The organism is Anaerofustis stercorihominis DSM 17244, assembly GCF_000154825.1.
In the GTDB taxonomy this organism is placed as follows: Bacteria; Bacillota; Clostridia; order Eubacteriales; family Anaerofustaceae; genus Anaerofustis; species Anaerofustis stercorihominis.
Window position 1 is genome coordinate 1088826 of the sequence record NZ_DS560019.1, and the last position, 16848, is coordinate 1105673.

The following is a 16848-nucleotide window of genomic DNA, read 5'->3' on the forward strand; positions in this document are numbered from 1 at the left end:
TTTATAATCGGCGAAGAAATATAAAACCGATCGAATCGATCGGTTTTAGTTATTGTTTTTTATATCATGTTTTAGAAAAACTTCTTTAATATTTTCAAAATCAATATTTTTTATTTTTATGGGTTCGTTGATATTGATTTTTTTATTATTTCTATCATATAGATATATAGTGTAGTAATCATCATCGGATGTGGAAATAGAATAATAATTTATCCATTTATATTTTATTATTTGAGATTTTAAAATAATACCACTTTTATATAATCCTATATTTAAATATTTGTTTTGTAAGATTGAGCTTATATAAATCCCGCTTATGACAGCACAAAGAAAAGAAAAAAGCCAGGAGGGAATGAGTTCATTATTATTATAAAAACTGATTATAAATACACAGAAAAGACTTCCGATCAGAGTTAGTATAATAAGCCATAATTCCTTTTTCGTATCATGATTTAATTCATTTATTTTAAATTCTAATTCCCCATAGGCTTTTAAACTATTGTTTATAAGTTTTTGTCTTATATATATAGTTATCAAAGTCAATATAACGTATAATATCATATCAGTTATCATTTTTTCCCTCCTGATTTTTATTTACTTAGAAGAGTATATCAGCTCTTCATCGTAAGTTTATTTTTCACATTCAAATATAATACCGCCTCGATTTTTAAACTCTAAGGAGTCAAATACTTTGGGATTATATAATCTGAGTCCTTTTGTTTTGCCTTTTTTGAATTTATCAAAACTATCCATTAAATATTCATATTGATGAGGAACTCTTTCCATTGAAATACCTGCCATATGCGGAGTTAATAATAGTTTATCCTCAGGGATTTTATAGGCTCTGCTATCTTTGTTTAAAGGTTCCGAGGTAAATACGTCCAAAGCCGCACCTTTAATTATATCGTTATCCAGAGCATCGAATATAGCTTTTTCATCAGCAAGTTTCGATCTCCCGGTATTTATGAGATATGCGGTAGGTTTCATCATTGCGATTTCTTTCTTACCTATCATGCCCTCTGTTTCAGGTGTCACTCTTGCAAGTAATGTGACATAATCTCCCGCTGACATTGCATCCGGAAGAGACATCATAGTAACGTTTAATTCCTCTGCTTGTTTTTTTGTTACATACGGGTCATAAGAAACTACATTCATACCAATGCCGTTAGCTAATTTCGCAAGCTCTCTTCCGTTTCTTCCAAGTCCTATAATAGAAAGTGTTTTCCTATATAATTCCGTTTGCGAAAATAAGTCTTCTGTCATATTCGTAGAAGTCCAGCCTTCATTTCTCATTCGATTGGTTAATCTAATAAAGTTGCATGCAAGATTAAACATCAACGTCATATTCAATTCTGCAACACTATGTACACATCTTCCTCCCGCAAACAAAACCGGTATCCCGTATTTGGTACACATATTTATATCTATATTTTCTTCCGGACCGTCTCTTACGCTTAAAATCATTTTTAATTTGGGACAATTCTTTATTATCTCTTCATCTACAGGGTCGTATCCGTCAATAAAAATATCTTTATCCTTTAATACTTCTATCAAGTCTATACCTCTCAGTAATCCGTCAGGATATACTGCCCCTATATTTAAGCTGGCTCTTTCAAGTTCAAAATTTTGTGAGAATATTTTTTTCCATTCATCATCATATTCTCCTGTCCATAGAGCTTTTAACATTATTCTCTAACCTCCGTTGTTATTTTTTGAAGTTTTAAGAAAATGTTATTTTAGTCTCAAGTATTTACTTATTATATATTGATTAACTATGATATTTCCGATGAGCATACCTGCTACATAATAAATAATACCTATTGTGGAATTAAAATATAATATTATAAAAGGAGCCGTAACAGATAAGATGATATTCATCACTCCGTAAATAATATTGATATATGAAATATCGATTCTCTTTATTTTATAGAGTTTATATTTACTGTTTAATACATGAGCCATGGCTTTATCGGATTTTTTATCATTGCTGTAATAAGTCTTCCTAAAAATAGCTATTATATTTAAAATAGTAATTATTGAAAATACTATCAATATTAAAGTTTTATCACTTATTGAGTCTAACATTTTCTTATACCTTCTTTTTTGAAATTTTATGCTTTATTTGTGCTTTTGAACAAATCTATATAATATTCAAGCATATCCGAATAACCTGCATAGTATGCGGGAAGCGGATACATGAGTTTTGTGAGCATATCATCAGAATCCTTCAAATATCCATTATTGATATATTCACGCCCTTTTTTTAATAAGTCACTGCAAATATTTACTTTACATATGCCTTCTTTGCAGGCACGTGCCAGATTATCATCTCCGGAACCACTCCCGCCGTGTATGACTAACGGCACCTTAACTGCGTCTCTGAGCTTTTTTAATAATTCAAAGTCAATGCTCGGTTTTAATCCTTTGGGGTAGAGTCCGTGTACTGTGCCGATAGCTACAGCTAGGCAGTCCACTTTTGTTCTTTCAACGTATTCCACTGCTTCTTCTACTTTTGTAAAAGTAGCTTTTTTATCTTCTTCGGTAATGATCGTATTACTTCCAAGCATCCCCTCCGAGTCAGCTCCTATATTGGTTCCCACATGTCCGAGCTCGGCTTCTACCGAACATCCCAATGTATGAGCGATTTTAACTATTTCCGATACTTCTTTTATGTTATCTTCGAATTCGAGCATTGAGCGGTCAACCATAATGGAAGTAAAATCCATTTTTAATGATTTTATGATTTGTTCATAGTCTCCTCCGTGATCGAGATTTATCGCTACGGGTACTTTTGAATGTATTGCCTTATCCTTTGCGTAATTTACGAATGTGGATAAATCATCATTCGTTTCAAATGTTACATTCAATATGATCGGAGCATTTTTCTTTTCCGCGGTTTTGATTGCAACATCAATTGTCTTATAGTCAAGTACATTCGGCGCCGCAACTGCATAATGGTCCTCTCTGGCTTTATCCAGGATTGGTTTCATTGTGTATAACATATTCTATATCCTTTCCGTCTTGGTAAATCCTTTTGTTTCTTTTTCTAAAGATTGTTTTAATGTTTCCATTCTGCTTTCTTTTGTCTTCATCTTTTCCTTGTATTCCTGAATGTCTTTTGCTAAAGCACCTGACAGAAAAGTTTTTAATGATTTTTCGATATTTTGTTGACTCTCACTTTTGTTCTTTACCGAATGAATAAGGGTATATACTTTATCGAAATAATATATCGTATAGTCCAGTCCTTTTTCATCAAGCATATAATGTATACCCGACTGTGCACCTGAATGCTTTGCACATTCAAACTGTTCCTGCAAAACCATAACAAGAGTATCTGCGTATTCTTTATCCCATTTTCTTTTTAACTTTGTACTTATAAGCATGCAAAGTGAAAAACCTATGACAAAGCTTATAATAGTAAGTATTATATATTTTCCCATTTTAAATCGTTGACCTTTCTGTCATATTTTTATTTACTTTTATCCAAATAATCCCAAAATACCAAGAATTATGCAAATAACTATAATTCCTATCATTATTTTTGCAATATGTATTTTCTTTTTCTTAAAAAGATAATATATTATAAATACGGGAGCTAAACCTGAAATACCCGGAAGAAGTGAATCTACTAATTCGTGTAGGGATTGTTTCCCAATGGTGACTGCAGTTACAAAGTTGACATTTCCTGCAGTTAAAGCTCCCATTATGCACATTGCAACAACTGCGGATACGGTGAGTACTTTTTGTGCCAGTTTGGAGGATGTAAGTTTCGATACTGCTTCTCTTCCTGAATAATATCCGGAGAAACAGGTAAGCCAAGATAATAAATATCTGGAAAATCCTATCCCAAGCCAAGATATCGGTACAGCGAGGAAGTTGCCTGCCATTGCGAGAGGCTGTGCATAACCTATGGTTATTACCCAAAATACCGTTTGAACGATAGTATCTCCAAACCCAGCCAATGGACCCATCAAACCGGTTTTAACCGCCCTTATCAAATCAGGAGAAATAGTGGACTCTCCGTTTTCGTAGAGGTCATTAGCTCTTTGTTCTTCCATTGAAATTATAAGTCCGTTTATACAACCGCCCCATGCGTAATCTGTCATGTAAAAATCCATATGTCTGGTTAAGGCTTCTGCCAAATCATCTTTATTTTTATAAAACTTATGTAATATATATTCCATTGCGGAAGAAAATGATAATCCGCCTTTTCTTGTATTCCCCTGTGTATGGGCGATACCATCCATAAATATAAGCTGCTCCATAAATAAGTCAAATTTAGTAATTTTATCCGGAGCTTTTCTTTCAATATTATTATTTTCTGACATATTTAATTACCTCCTATCAAATTTTCGGAATCGTTCATGCCTTCTCTGTTAAGCATGTATATAAATCCTAAAATCAGTCCTATAAGTCCTATAACAATAGTTGATAGACCTGCAAATTTTACGAGATAAAATCCTACGAAGAAATATGGTAAGAATTTCATTTTACCTATTAATGCCAGGAACATTGCAAAACCTACTGCCGGCATCAATCCTGCTGCGGCACCGAAGCCTAGCATTACGCTTTCGGGGATTTTGTTTATTATCAAACTTGTTGCGGCTGTTCCCGCATAAACTCCCATGAATGCAACAACGAATTTAAATGCTGTATTCAGTACTGCAGGCAATACATGACTTACATATAGAAGTTTCTTCCAATTTCCCTCGGCAGCTGCTTTATCTCCCAAAGGGACATACACAAGATCAAATAAACCGATTATATTAATTTGCCCTAGGAAGTTTGCGATTACCGCTACCGGTGCGGCAATTGCGACTGCTGCTGTGATATCAAGTCCGTAGCTTATAACCAGAGGTATTACCAGTGTAGCGGAATACCATAAATCTACGGTCGTAATCCCTCCGATAATGACCGGAGTCATATTTATCGTTTGTATCGTCGCACCTATTATAAGTCCCTGCTTCCAATCTCCTAGCACGGCACCGATAAGCCATGAGAAAGTAAAAGGAGTGACCATCGTCGTAATCATGCCGATCGGAGGAAGTCCGCCGTTTCCGTGGAACAGTGCGTAAATCAAAGATATCAAAACTACTTGTATTAATGTGATTTCCATTTTATATTTTCCTTTCTATTTAAAATTTTCCTTTTATTCCATACTCAAAGGAAACCGGCTCGAATTGAGGAGAATACTGCATATTTACTTCTACGCCGTAGTCTTTTTCCATTTTCCTTACTAAATCCACATCAGCTTCACTGATGCATAGAGATTGGTCGATCCTTTCTCTTCCTTTTTTGGGGTTTGTCCATCCAAGCTGAAGGGAAGTAAAGTTTAAACCTTTTTCATAAGCATTATAAGCATCCTCAATGGATTTAAAGATTAAAAGTATCCGTCCTTCGCCGAGCCCTTTTTCTTTCCATGATGAAACTGCATTATCTATTGTCAATATATCTGCATTTAGTCCTGATGCACCGGATGCACTTGATTTCATAATGCTTTTTACAAAATCATCATTTGCGGTAATATCGTCGACCGCTATGATCGTATCGGCATTTACGTTTGGTGCCCATGTAACACAGATAACTCCGTGGATCAATCTTTCATCAACTCTTACTAAAACGAGTTCTCCCATTTTAATTTCCTCCTTTTTGATTTTTGTTCATTGTTAGAACGGTTTCTAAGTTTTGAATTCCGTTTATCGCAGATTCTATGGAATACTGTGCAGTACTGTCTAAATCCATTCCTTGTGATCTTGCTTCTATTGCAGCGAATAACATGGGAAGGTTTAACCCTGTGACTATTTTTACATTTTTGGAAGTTAGTAATTTACCTGATTGATTGCAGGGGCTTCCTCCAAGCAAATCTGCAAATATCAACACACCTTCTCCGTTATCCATTTCGTCAACTGTTTCAGCTATTAAAGGAGCAAACTTATTTATATCATCGGCTACATTTAAAGACAGAGCTTTCACTTTATCCTGTTCTCCCATGATACAGTTCATTGCATCTCTAACACCTTTACTTAAGTTGCTGTGCGAAGCGAGTATAATTCCTATCATTATTACACCATCCTTTCCGTAAAATTTATGCTTCAATTATATATAAGAAAATATCATGCCAAGTTGATGTGTATAAAAATAAATAAAAAATAAGAGGCAAATCCCTTTATTTAGCCTCTTATTGCAAATTTCTGTTTTTTTATATAATTATACATATGCTGACTTTATTTTATACACATTAAATTTTCAATGATTTAATTGATTATGTGTATAATTTTAAATCTCAAAATCATAATGAACATCAAACATTTCTATTATTGCTTCATACTCGCTCGGATACATAATAAAACCAAATTCCTGATAAACCGGTCTGAAATACTCTTCCAATTTTTTAAGGGTTTCTTTTCTGTTATTATAGTAATAGTTGAGGTTTTTTCCCGGCATAGGTTCTTTTTTTATAGCTCGTTCAACCATAAATGCACAGTGCATTATAAACTTATATTCAAACATTTTGTCTTTTGTAAGTCCTAAATCGTTCCATATATTTATAAGGACAGATTTTAAAGAATTATAAATTTTTGTCGGATCTATGAAAGTCAACATTTCATCAAGGACTTTAATGAATTTTTTTTCTTCACTGTTCATTAATGTATTATTATTTTTATTTATATTTCTTTTGTTATATATTACATTATCGTCTATCAACTCATTATAAAAATCATTTAATTCTACTGTGGAACTATATGCTCTTCTCGTAATTTCCAATGCCATAAGCGTCGTTACATTTGGGATAGATATTGTAGGTATCCCCGTTTCCTCGGTGATCAATGTGTCAAAGTCGCATAAAGATTCCATATCCGTTAGTAATATCACGCCTTTTCCCTTATCTATTTCTTTTACTAAATTAATCGCTTTATTTAATATACTTTCTACCTTTTCGTTAAGAGGAACGTCCAAAGCATATAGACCTTCTATGTCCAAGAGTGTATTCACCACTTCCGCTATAGAACTTGCAACATTGCTTCCGTGAGCTATGCATAAAACTCCTATCCTGTTTCCCAGATCCATATCATTCATCGTATGTAACAGCATTGTTACAAACATGATTTCGTTTGAAGAGATTTCTATATTGAGTTCTTTTGAAAGTACTTCGATTATCTTTTGAGCTGCGTAATAGTCGATGGGGTAGAGCTGCTCTACAGATTTGATCAAATTATTATTTACGGAATATTTGCCGCTTTTTATCCTTTCAATCAAATTATTTATATGTAAAGATAATGCACAAACGATCCTCTTATTGTTTTCCTGGTTATTATATATGGTTTTGACGGAATCGATAGCATCGATAACTGCTTCAATGATCCTTTCATCGACTATTCTCGAAAGCAGTTCTCCGTATTCGGGAAGCTGATTACTTCTTATTTTTTCCTGCATGGATAAGAAATAACTCTTTAAATCATCTTCGACTTTTTTTCTCACATTATCGTTTTCTTCATTTTTAAATGATAGTTCATAGTAGTCTTCTATGATTTTGCTGTAGTATTTATTTTCATGTTCAAATTTATTCATTTGATTTGAAAGATACTTGCTTTCGTTGACTTCTCTGTAATCAAAAATTACCGTATCATCGAGAACGAGGTCTGCATAATTGCTGCTTTCGTGGTTTGTACTTATTAATCCAAGCTTCATATTGTTTGGAATATCGTTCCATTTTATCTTTATATCTTTTTCTGAATTTGTAACGCAGGAAAAATAACCCTTTGCACATATGAGCTGGATATCGCTTTTTAAACCGCCTATATTTAGCGGACAGTCGTAATTTAAACAACTTTTTAAAATCTTTTTGCTGACTTTAATCTTTCTTTTGGTCTTTGCCGATTCGACATAAAAGAATTTAAATATTAATTCCAATCTTTCCTGCGTATTGTATTTATTGATATCCGGTAACTCTATTGTTATGGGTATACGCCTTATGAAGGTATTTAAGAGCTGGGAATTTTTTCTTTCGGTAGTTGCCGCAATTATCATTAGGTCAGCTTTCCTTGTAATATCCGTTTCACCGACCCTTCTGTATATACCTTTATCCATCAGGGTGAACAGCATTTCCTGTCCTTCCTTTGGAAGTCTGTGGACTTCGTCCAAGAATAATATCCCGCCGTTGGCTTTGTCGACTAATCCCGTTCGTTCTGTGTCTGCACCCGTATATGCTCCTTTTATATTTCCGAAGAGCTGAGAGACTAAAAGCTGAGGATTGTCTGCGTAATCCGCACAATTGAAAACTACGAATTTTGTATCTTTATAAAACATACCTATCGTCATCCCATAGTTGTACATTGCTTCCGCAAAAGTGCTTTTCCCGCATCCGGTCGAACCTATTAGTATTGTATTTAACCCCAAAGGGGGATAGGTAACTGCTGCTTTAGCCAATGAAACTTGATTTTTTAGTGTATCATTAAATCCCACTATATTTTTAAATACATCATACACTTTTTTATCTTCATTTTTATTTTTTGTTATATCAATATTATCATTAAGAGAATTTAATATTGAGCTTTTATCGTATACACATTTATCTAAATTCTTATTAAAATTTTCTTCAAGCTTTTTTTATGGAAATATAATATTGGTTTTCCCGTTATTTTAATTAATATTTTATCTTCGACCAATTCGTTAAGACATTTGCTTACATTTGTCCGTTGCATATTTAAATCATTTGCTACGGAGATAGTAGAGTAGTAACTGTAATTAAAATCTTTACTATCAAGAAAATAGTCTTTCGGTAAGTCAGACGTTCGTTTTTCTATTTCGTTTAATATGAGTTGGGCTTTATTCTTTTTCATTTTTATCTCCCATAAATAAAAAGTGTATGATTTATAATGTGTATAGTCGTACTCTATGCTACCTTTATAGCATAAAAATAATTAATATTCAACTTTTGTTCGTATCGGAGAGAGTTCGGAGTATGATACAATAATGATTTAATATTGGTTTTACATAGTTTCTAATATGTTTGTGTTTTGTAAAAATTCAGATTTTGATTTATTTTGTGTCCGTAATTGTATGTTAATTACATTATGCAAATTAATGATAGTTTATTATGTAAAAGATATAAATTATGTTGTTAAAAAATCGTTATGAAGTATTTAATATGTAAATAATAAAGAGCCTACCATGTTTTTTGAAGATAGACTCTTTATTGTCGTAGAAATTTTATTTAACTCAAAATTTTGTTTTTTACGTTATTATTTTTTAATCAATATTTCATTATAAATATAGTTCAATTTAATCCAATGTCCAAATATCATCGTATATCCATTTACCATTTGCATCCTTAGGGTCCGTATAGACTCCGTTTACCTTAATTGGTGCTGTTCTAAAATAAATATTTTTAAAATATGTGCCATTATAGGTATTGTTATGAAGTATATTTTCTTTATTTTCAGCTGTAATGTTGTTTGCTACCGGCTCCACTTTTAACTTGTCCGTACTTCCACTTTGATGATATGCATATCTAAAATGATATATTCTTGTACTTGCATTGTTTACATTAAAAGTGTTGTTGTATACATCCATTACATTTGCACTTCTACAGTATATTATTGTATTTTCAGGAGAGCAGTTAAATGTATTACCTGAAATTACAGTTTCTTTCCATCTCATTGGCTGTATAACTTTTGAATAAATATTTGTAAATGTATTTCCTGTGATTTCAACTTGTTTATGAGGATTATCATGAGTATATCCATGAGTACCAATTGCAATGTTCATATCGGAAAATTTATTATTTCTGATTTTTAAACGTATGTTACGTGTTCCGTCAGGTGCTAACCATTTACCTGAAAATCCTTTTTTAACATTATCAAATGTGTCAATATTGATTGCTTCCGCATTTACTTTATTTCCGTTTTCATCTATAGCAGTTGTTCCTCCTATGAAAGTATTATTTTCGATAATACAATCTGCAGTTCCGTTGACTTCCATAAAGTGTCCGTAGGTCTTATTCATATTTTTAAATGTTATTCCGCTTACCTTACAATTTGTATTGTCTCCAAAAGCTATAGTTCCACAATATGGTTGTCCTCCATTTTTATAAGATGTTGCACCACCTGCATCTATCGTTGCACTGCCTTCACCTATGATACTGGAATTCTCTGTAGCATTTCCGCTTCCTCTCTTAACTGCTCCTGAACTTCTTAAAGAGATTGGTACAAAAGAGAACATATATGTAGAAGCGTTTATTTCATTGCCATCTTTACTAACTCCTGCATCGTACGTTTTTTTTACCGTTACTCCGTCCTTTATAACTATTTTTACATTAGAAGGAATACACATTTCATTTGAAAGAGTATAAACGCCATTACCGGAACCCTTAGTTAAATACAATGTACCGCCTTTTTTATTGTCTTCAAAGGCTTTTAAATACGATTGTATTAAATAGGAGTGTTTTCTTTGTTTGTTATAATTCTTGCTTGTAACTCCATAATCCTTATATGGCTTACTTTCAGGGGTTATCGTTGCACCTTTTACATTGTTTAAATTAAAATTAATTCCACTGCTTCCAATATTGATTACCATAGATAAACCAAATACCATAAAAAAACATCCAAAAAACGTCAATAACTTTTTCATAATTATATTTCTCCTTTCCCCAATTATGATATAGTTCTTTATAATTGTATCTTATCTTTAAAATAGCTAAATGTCAAATAAAGTCATAAATTAAGAGAAAAGTTTTAGATATAAATTATTTATTTTTATTGTTTTTATGATTTTTCATATTTAGTATATTTATAATTTGTTTCCCCATATTCTTAATGTTTGTTTAATGGAATAGTCAAAAAATATAATAGTTTAAATTATCTATATAATAAGATATAAAAAAGAAAAGGAACTATTTAAATTAATAGTTCCTCCAACAATTTTAATTTTAAAGTATTTATTACACGTACATATCTAATTAATCTTGAAGTAAAACACTTACTCTGTACATTCCTGGTTTTGCTGCCATTTCGAACGCTTTTTGTACATCGTCAAGTTTAAATTTAGTTGGCTCGATTATTTTTGAAACATCTACGCTTCTGTCACTCAACATTTTTCCTGCAGTAAAGAAATCTATTGAATCAGCAGCAAATGTGCCGATTAATTCGAGTCTCTTATAATGAACCAAGTTTGAATCAAAATCTAACTGTGGAGCAGGATATCCCGCAGCAAAGAATAAAATTCGTCCGTCTGTTGGTTTTAACATTTCAATAGCTTGGTTATTTGCAAGAGTCAAACCTACTGCAACAATAACAGCATCTGCACCTACACCGCCTGTAAGATTTTTAACTTCTTCAACGGGGTCAGAATTACCTGCATCAATAACTTCAAATCCCATTGCTTTTGCTGTTTCCAGTTTCTTTTCCATTACTTCTGAAACGATAACTCTGCATCCGTTTGCTTTTGCAGCTTGAGCATTAACTAGCCCCATTGTTCCTGCTCCTATTATTACTACATTTTCCATAGGTTTTACTTTTAATTTTTTTAGTCCCTTAACTACTGTAGCCAAAGGTTCTAAGAATGCAGCTTCACTTGGGGATAAATCTTTGCTTACTTTGATAACGCTTCTTGCATTTCTAACTGCGTAATTTGAAAAACCAAAAGCTCCCCAATAACCATCTTCAGTCTTTCCTGTTATAGATGTATCGGTACAATGTAATACATCTCCTTTTCTGCAAGCCTCACATTCACCGCATCCGTCATAAGCCATTGCAACTCTGTCACCGATTTCAAAATCCATAACTTTTTTGCCTTTTGCTACGATTGTACCTGAGCCTTCATGTCCTCCAGCCATAGGATAACCTTGATGTTCTCTAAGTCCTAACCATTGGCCATAATCTGTTGTACATATATTGCAAGCTTCCTGTTTTATTAAAACTTGCCTGTCTCCAAGTTCAGGTAAAGGTCTTGTTCTAACTTCTGCATGACCTTTTTTCGTCAAAACCGAAAATTTCATTTCTTTTATGTCCATTCTTATTTCTCCTCTTTATTTCTGTAAAATTTTATTCCAAAGCACTTTTATAAATATTTATTACATCTTCTTTGTTAAGTGATACAAATCCGCCTATATTGCCGTTCTTTGTGCATTTTTCTGCCATTGTAACGATTTTTTCATCTCCTATGTTTACATCTTTTAGAGATGTAGGCTGCCCAACCGATTCAAAGAATTCTTTTGTTTTTTCTATACCGGCAAGAGCTGTTTCTTCCGGATTATCATAATTTTGGCTGATTCCCCATACTTCTACGGCATATCTTACAAAACGCATTACATCATGCTTATAAACATATTTCATCCAATGCGGAAGAATAAGGGCAAGTGTTGTTCCATGGGTAATATTATATTCACCGCTAAGTTCATGACCTATCATATGTGCTCCCCAGCATTCATCTCTGCCAACACCTAAAATTCCGTTATGAGCAATTGTTCCTGCCCACATGATTTCTGCTCTTGCTTCGTAGTTTCTTGGATTTTTCATAACTTTATATACATTGTCAATAATTGTTTTTATTGTGCTTTCGCATAGTCTGTCGGTAAATCCAACATGTTTGGTGTTTGTAAAATATCTTTCAAATACATGAGATATAATATCCACACAGCCTGCAGTTGTTTGGAATGGAGGAAGAGAGTATGTAAGTTCAGGGTTCATAACAGCAAACACAGGTCTGATTCTTGTATCGTCAATTGCTTTTTTTGAATGTCCGTTTGTTAAAATAGCCGATATACTTGCTTCGCTTCCCGTTGCTGGAATAGTGAGAACAACACCGACAGGTAAAGTATCGTTTATTCTTCCTTTTCCTTCATAAATATCCCATACATCGCCATCGTAATAAACACCTACACCGATTGATTTTGCAGTATCAATTACGCTTCCGCCACCAACTGCCAAAATAAAATCTATATTTTCTTTTTTACAAATGTCAATACCTTTTCTTACAAGTTCAACTTCCGGATTTGCTTTAACACCGCTTAATTCTATAAATTGTAAATTTTCGGATTTTATGGAATCCACAACCGAATCATATAAACCTGTTGTTTTTAAATAGTCCCCTCCATCATTTACAAATAAGACTTTTTTACCATATTGTTTTATTTCACTGCCTACCGCTTTTTCGGTTTCTTTACCGAAAATAAACTTAGTATCACATAAAAAATTAAAGTTGTTCATAATATCTCCTTACGTCAGTTAGTTTTAATTAATTTTTTACTAAATCAAGCTTTTCCGTTAGAACCAAAAAGTTTAATGTAGTGTTCCAATAATTCAGCAAAACCGTCTTTTGCTGCTATTGATATATCGCATAAGTTAGCTTTTAAGTTTCCGAATTCACCTTTAGAGCCCTCTTGCTTCAGATCGTCCCAATTAAAGTCAAGATATTTAATCATTGCATCTAATGCTGCAGAACTTAGGTCTGTAAATAAGTTTACTTTTTGAATACCTGTTTGTACTGCTTTTTGTAAATTATTGTCCCCTGTTCCGGAGCCGCCGTGTAATACAAGAGGAATATCTATTGATTTACTTAAATCGCTCAAAAGTTCAAACTCTAAATGAGGAGTTCCTTTATATGTTCCGTGAGATGTTCCGACTGCAACCGCAAGACAATCAACACCGGTTAAATCAATATATCTTAAAGCATCTTCTTTTTTTGTAAGTCCGGCATCTCTTGTTTGCTCATATTCAAAGCCTTGACCTACATGTCCAAGTTCTGCTTCAACGGAAACATCAGCACCATGTGCAATTTTCACAACTTCTTTTACTTCTCTTACATTTTCGTCAAACTCAAGAGTTGATCTGTCTATCATTACAGATGTAAAACCATATTTGATAGCATGAACGATCTCTTCAAAAGGACCGCCATGGTCTAAGTTTAATGCTGCAACGACATGTGGGTATTTTCTTTCATAAAATCTTACTATATCCGCAGTTTCTTCAAGGAAAGGAAGTCCGGCACAATCTAGAATAATCGGAGAGTTTAATTTATCAGCCGCTTCATAACAAGCTTTTACACTGATATCATTATAAACATTTGGAGCTGCAACCCCATATTTTCCTTTTTTTGCTTTTTTTAAAATTTCATCCATTCTTACTAGCATAATTTCAGTATCCTCCTTTAAAATAATCCTATTAGAGCACCTATAATTGAAAGTACAACTATGGCAATAGATATAAGTCCGTATTTTTGTGTTTTGTTTTTTAGGATGTAATATATTCCAAAGACTACACCAAGAGGTAATAATCCAGGAGCAATACTGTCAAGTATGGATTGTACAGCCATTTGTGTCCCGCCTACTGTAAAAGTTATAGGAATGCTTAACTTAACATAGCTGGATGCTAAGGCACCCATCATAAACAGTCCTAAAATTGCCGTACCTGAAATAAGTTCATTTATCCAACCGGATTGTAGAATTGATTTTACGGATTCTTTTCCGAGTTTATATCCCATATTCCATAAATACTTAGCTATAAAAAATGTGATTATTGTAAATGCAAATGGAATGATAGCACCCAAAATACTTCCTGTTGCACCGAAGGTAACCGCAATTCCTGCGATAATTGTTTTTAATGTACCCCAGTCAATAGTATCTCCTATACCTGCCAGAGGGCCCATCAGCCCGGTTTTTATACCTGTAATCGCATTTTCTCTCATTTCTCTATCACTGTCGTGAAGCTCTTCTTCCATAGCGATTGTCATACCATGAATAGGACATCCCCATGTACCTTGAGTATTAAAGAAATTCAAATGGTTTTTAAGAGCATAACTTAAATCTTCTTTTTTCTTATATAATTTTTTTAAAATAGGTATCATGGAATAACAGAATGGTATACCTTGCATTCTTTCATATGAACTGGCAACTTCCACATCTATCCACCATCTAAGAAAAGATTTATTAATATCTTTTTGTGTGATTTTTTCAGGTTGTTCTTCTTTATTTTCAATCACTTCGTTAACATTATCATTAACTAAATTTTTATCTAATTTCTCTTGTTTCATTTTTTCCTCCTTTTATGTTGTGGTATTTTGATTTTCTCTTCTTAAGAAAACAATGAGTAAAGCCATACATGTTCCGAATATTGCGGCTGCCATAACATTTATTTTTAAATACTGAACCATGAAAAATCCTAAAATAAAGAATGGCAAATAAGTTTTCTTCCCGATAATAAATACAGTGATAGCAAAACCTAATGCAGGCAATAAACCTCCTGTTACTTCCAAACCATGAGTTAACCACTGAGGTATAGCTGCTAAAACATTTTCTACAACACCTGAGCCGAAATAGTTAGCTAGAAATACGGGTGGAAATCTTAAAAAGAAACCCAAAATCAATGGGAATAATATAGCACATCTTTCTATACCCTTGATATTACATTCTTCAGCGTATTTATCTGCTTTGTGAGCAAAATTTGCTTGTATTGTTCTTCTAATTTGATCTTGAAGTACACCAAGCAACCCAAAAGGAATGGCAAGGGTAACTGCAGTTGCTGCAGATATATCTGAAACTAGTGCGATAGGAATAGCAATTACACCGGCCAAGCTTTCATCTGCAGGTATATTTGCTCCTGCGGCAACCATGCCAAGATAAACCATTTCAAGTGATGCACCTATTATTAATGCTTTTGATATGTCTCCATATATAAGTCCGAAAGGCAGAGCCATTACTATAGGCTGACAAATTGCCCAGTGAAATGTATAACCGAGCTTACTTTGGCTGATCCAGTACCAAAGACCGGCAACGATTGATAAAGTTAATAACATAATTTTTCTCCTTAATTAATTCTTATTTTTTTTCTTTGTATTTTTTAATCATATTTTCATAGTTCATTTTAGGTTCTTCAGGAATAATGTGAATATTTATTTCAACTCCTGCTTCATGAAGTTCTTCTAATTTTGAAATATCGTCATCATCAAATGATACAGCTCTTAGTATAACTGTCCTTCCCGGAGCACTCGGAAGTCCTCCTATTTGGATATTTTCAATATCAACTCCTTCATTTTTTAGCTGATAACAAGTTTTTATATCTTTAAATAAAATTAATAAACTTCCGTTTCCAAGTTGATTTTCCACCCAACCTTTTTTAGCATCTTCAATACTTAAAATTTCAACTTTAACATCTTTTGGTGCTGCAGTTGTATAAATAATAGACATAAAATCGTCTTTAGCCAATTCGTCATCAACGATGATTATTCTGTTTGCATCTGACATTTTTAACCATTTTGTTATTACCTGTCCATGAATAAGTCTGCTGTCTATTCTGACAAGATTAATTTTTGCCATTTTATCCTCCTTTAATTTTTTTAATATTTTGGTTTTATAATTACAAATTATCCAAACATAAGCATTTTTAAATTATTAATCCCTTCTTTAGAAGAGTTTTTGCTGATATCCGTGAGTTCTTTAAGATTTAAATTTTCTCTTGATGATATTGCTTCGATTAACATTGGTAAATTTACTCCTGTTAAACATTCTACATTATTTGTTTCTTTTATTATTTTACCTGTTACATTACAAGGACTTCCGCCGAGAAGATCAACCATAACAATAACTCCGTCACCATCATTTAAAATTTCGATTTTGTTTAATACATGTTTCTGCAATTCGTTGATATCATCCCCATGATTTAGTGATAAAGAGTCTATCTTTTGTTGATGCCCTATAATAAGTTCACTGCTTTTTATTAACTCTTTTCCCGCATTTCCATGGGTGACAAGTAAAATTCCAATCATATCGTTACCTCCTTCCTTTTATCTTTGTATTTATAAGTAGCAAATCTCGTGCCAAGTGTTAGTGTGTATATTTTTTAAATAAAAAAAGTC

The 16848-nt window shown here is 33.0% G+C and carries 19 protein-coding genes; all 19 read right to left on the minus strand.

What is annotated here, in order from left to right; translation table 11 throughout:
• Positions 1-45 precede the first annotated feature (45 nt).
• The 19 genes from ANASTE_RS10060 to ANASTE_RS10150 all read right to left on the minus strand — a co-directional run bounded on the left by ANASTE_RS10060 (position 46) and on the right by ANASTE_RS10150 (position 16758).
• Positions 46-573 (minus strand): hypothetical protein, encoded by a 528-nt coding sequence (locus ANASTE_RS10060; protein WP_007050916.1) that lies wholly within the window; start codon positions 571-573, stop codon positions 46-48.
• 57 nt (positions 574-630) lie between these two features.
• Complete coding sequence (locus ANASTE_RS10065) at positions 631-1686, minus strand: NAD(P)-dependent oxidoreductase (protein WP_007050917.1); 1056 nt, start codon at positions 1684-1686, stop codon at positions 631-633.
• Between the two features lie 45 nt (positions 1687-1731).
• Positions 1732-2085: a hypothetical protein gene (locus ANASTE_RS10070; protein ID WP_007050918.1), complete on the minus strand. Its 354-nt coding sequence runs from the start codon at positions 2083-2085 to the stop codon at positions 1732-1734.
• Positions 2086-2111: 26 nt separating this feature from the next.
• Positions 2112-3002 (minus strand): class II fructose-bisphosphate aldolase, encoded by an 891-nt coding sequence (locus ANASTE_RS10075; protein WP_039945576.1) that lies wholly within the window; start codon positions 3000-3002, stop codon positions 2112-2114.
• A 3-nt stretch (positions 3003-3005) separates the two neighbouring features.
• Positions 3006-3440: a hypothetical protein gene (locus ANASTE_RS10080; protein WP_007050920.1), complete on the minus strand. Its 435-nt coding sequence runs from the start codon at positions 3438-3440 to the stop codon at positions 3006-3008.
• A 39-nt stretch (positions 3441-3479) separates the two neighbouring features.
• On the minus strand, positions 3480-4328 hold the full coding sequence (locus ANASTE_RS10085; protein ID WP_007050921.1) for a PTS system mannose/fructose/sorbose family transporter subunit IID: 849 nt from the start codon (positions 4326-4328) through the stop codon (positions 3480-3482).
• A 2-nt stretch (positions 4329-4330) separates the two neighbouring features.
• The gene (locus tag ANASTE_RS10090) at positions 4331-5116 is read right to left on the minus strand and encodes a PTS sugar transporter subunit IIC (protein ID WP_007050922.1); all 786 of its coding nucleotides are present in this window, start codon (positions 5114-5116) and stop codon (positions 4331-4333) included.
• A 19-nt stretch (positions 5117-5135) separates the two neighbouring features.
• Positions 5136-5633, minus strand: a complete 498-nt coding sequence (locus ANASTE_RS11555) for a PTS system mannose/fructose/N-acetylgalactosamine-transporter subunit IIB (protein WP_007050923.1) — start codon at positions 5631-5633, stop codon at positions 5136-5138.
• A 1-nt stretch (position 5634) separates the two neighbouring features.
• A complete protein-coding gene (locus ANASTE_RS10100) occupies positions 5635-6060 on the minus strand; it encodes a PTS sugar transporter subunit IIA (RefSeq protein ID WP_039945577.1) in 426 nt (141 codons plus the stop codon).
• Positions 6061-6276: 216 nt separating this feature from the next.
• Positions 6277-8487: a sigma 54-interacting transcriptional regulator gene (locus ANASTE_RS10105; RefSeq protein WP_007050925.1), complete on the minus strand. Its 2211-nt coding sequence runs from the start codon at positions 8485-8487 to the stop codon at positions 6277-6279.
• Between the two features lie 86 nt (positions 8488-8573).
• Complete coding sequence (locus ANASTE_RS10110) at positions 8574-8840, minus strand: hypothetical protein (protein WP_007050926.1); 267 nt, start codon at positions 8838-8840, stop codon at positions 8574-8576.
• Between the two features lie 442 nt (positions 8841-9282).
• On the minus strand, positions 9283-10629 hold the full coding sequence (locus tag ANASTE_RS10115) for a hypothetical protein (RefSeq protein ID WP_007050927.1): 1347 nt from the start codon (positions 10627-10629) through the stop codon (positions 9283-9285).
• 328 nt (positions 10630-10957) lie between these two features.
• A complete protein-coding gene (locus ANASTE_RS10120) occupies positions 10958-12010 on the minus strand; it encodes a zinc-dependent alcohol dehydrogenase (protein WP_007050928.1) in 1053 nt (350 codons plus the stop codon).
• 31 nt (positions 12011-12041) lie between these two features.
• Entirely contained in the window at positions 12042-13205 is a 1164-nt protein-coding gene (locus tag ANASTE_RS10125; RefSeq protein WP_007050929.1) for an iron-containing alcohol dehydrogenase, read from the minus strand.
• A 44-nt stretch (positions 13206-13249) separates the two neighbouring features.
• Positions 13250-14128, minus strand: a complete 879-nt coding sequence (locus tag ANASTE_RS10130) for a class II fructose-bisphosphate aldolase (protein ID WP_007050930.1) — start codon at positions 14126-14128, stop codon at positions 13250-13252.
• 17 nt (positions 14129-14145) lie between these two features.
• Complete coding sequence (locus ANASTE_RS10135) at positions 14146-15027, minus strand: PTS system mannose/fructose/sorbose family transporter subunit IID (RefSeq protein ID WP_007050931.1); 882 nt, start codon at positions 15025-15027, stop codon at positions 14146-14148.
• A gap of 12 nt (positions 15028-15039) precedes the next feature.
• Positions 15040-15789 (minus strand): PTS mannose/fructose/sorbose/N-acetylgalactosamine transporter subunit IIC, encoded by a 750-nt coding sequence (locus tag ANASTE_RS10140; RefSeq protein ID WP_007050932.1) that lies wholly within the window; start codon positions 15787-15789, stop codon positions 15040-15042.
• Between the two features lie 22 nt (positions 15790-15811).
• A complete protein-coding gene (locus tag ANASTE_RS10145; protein ID WP_007050933.1) occupies positions 15812-16309 on the minus strand; it encodes a PTS system mannose/fructose/N-acetylgalactosamine-transporter subunit IIB in 498 nt (165 codons plus the stop codon).
• A gap of 47 nt (positions 16310-16356) precedes the next feature.
• On the minus strand, positions 16357-16758 hold the full coding sequence (locus ANASTE_RS10150) for a PTS sugar transporter subunit IIA (protein WP_007050934.1): 402 nt from the start codon (positions 16756-16758) through the stop codon (positions 16357-16359).
• Positions 16759-16848 lie beyond the last annotated feature (90 nt).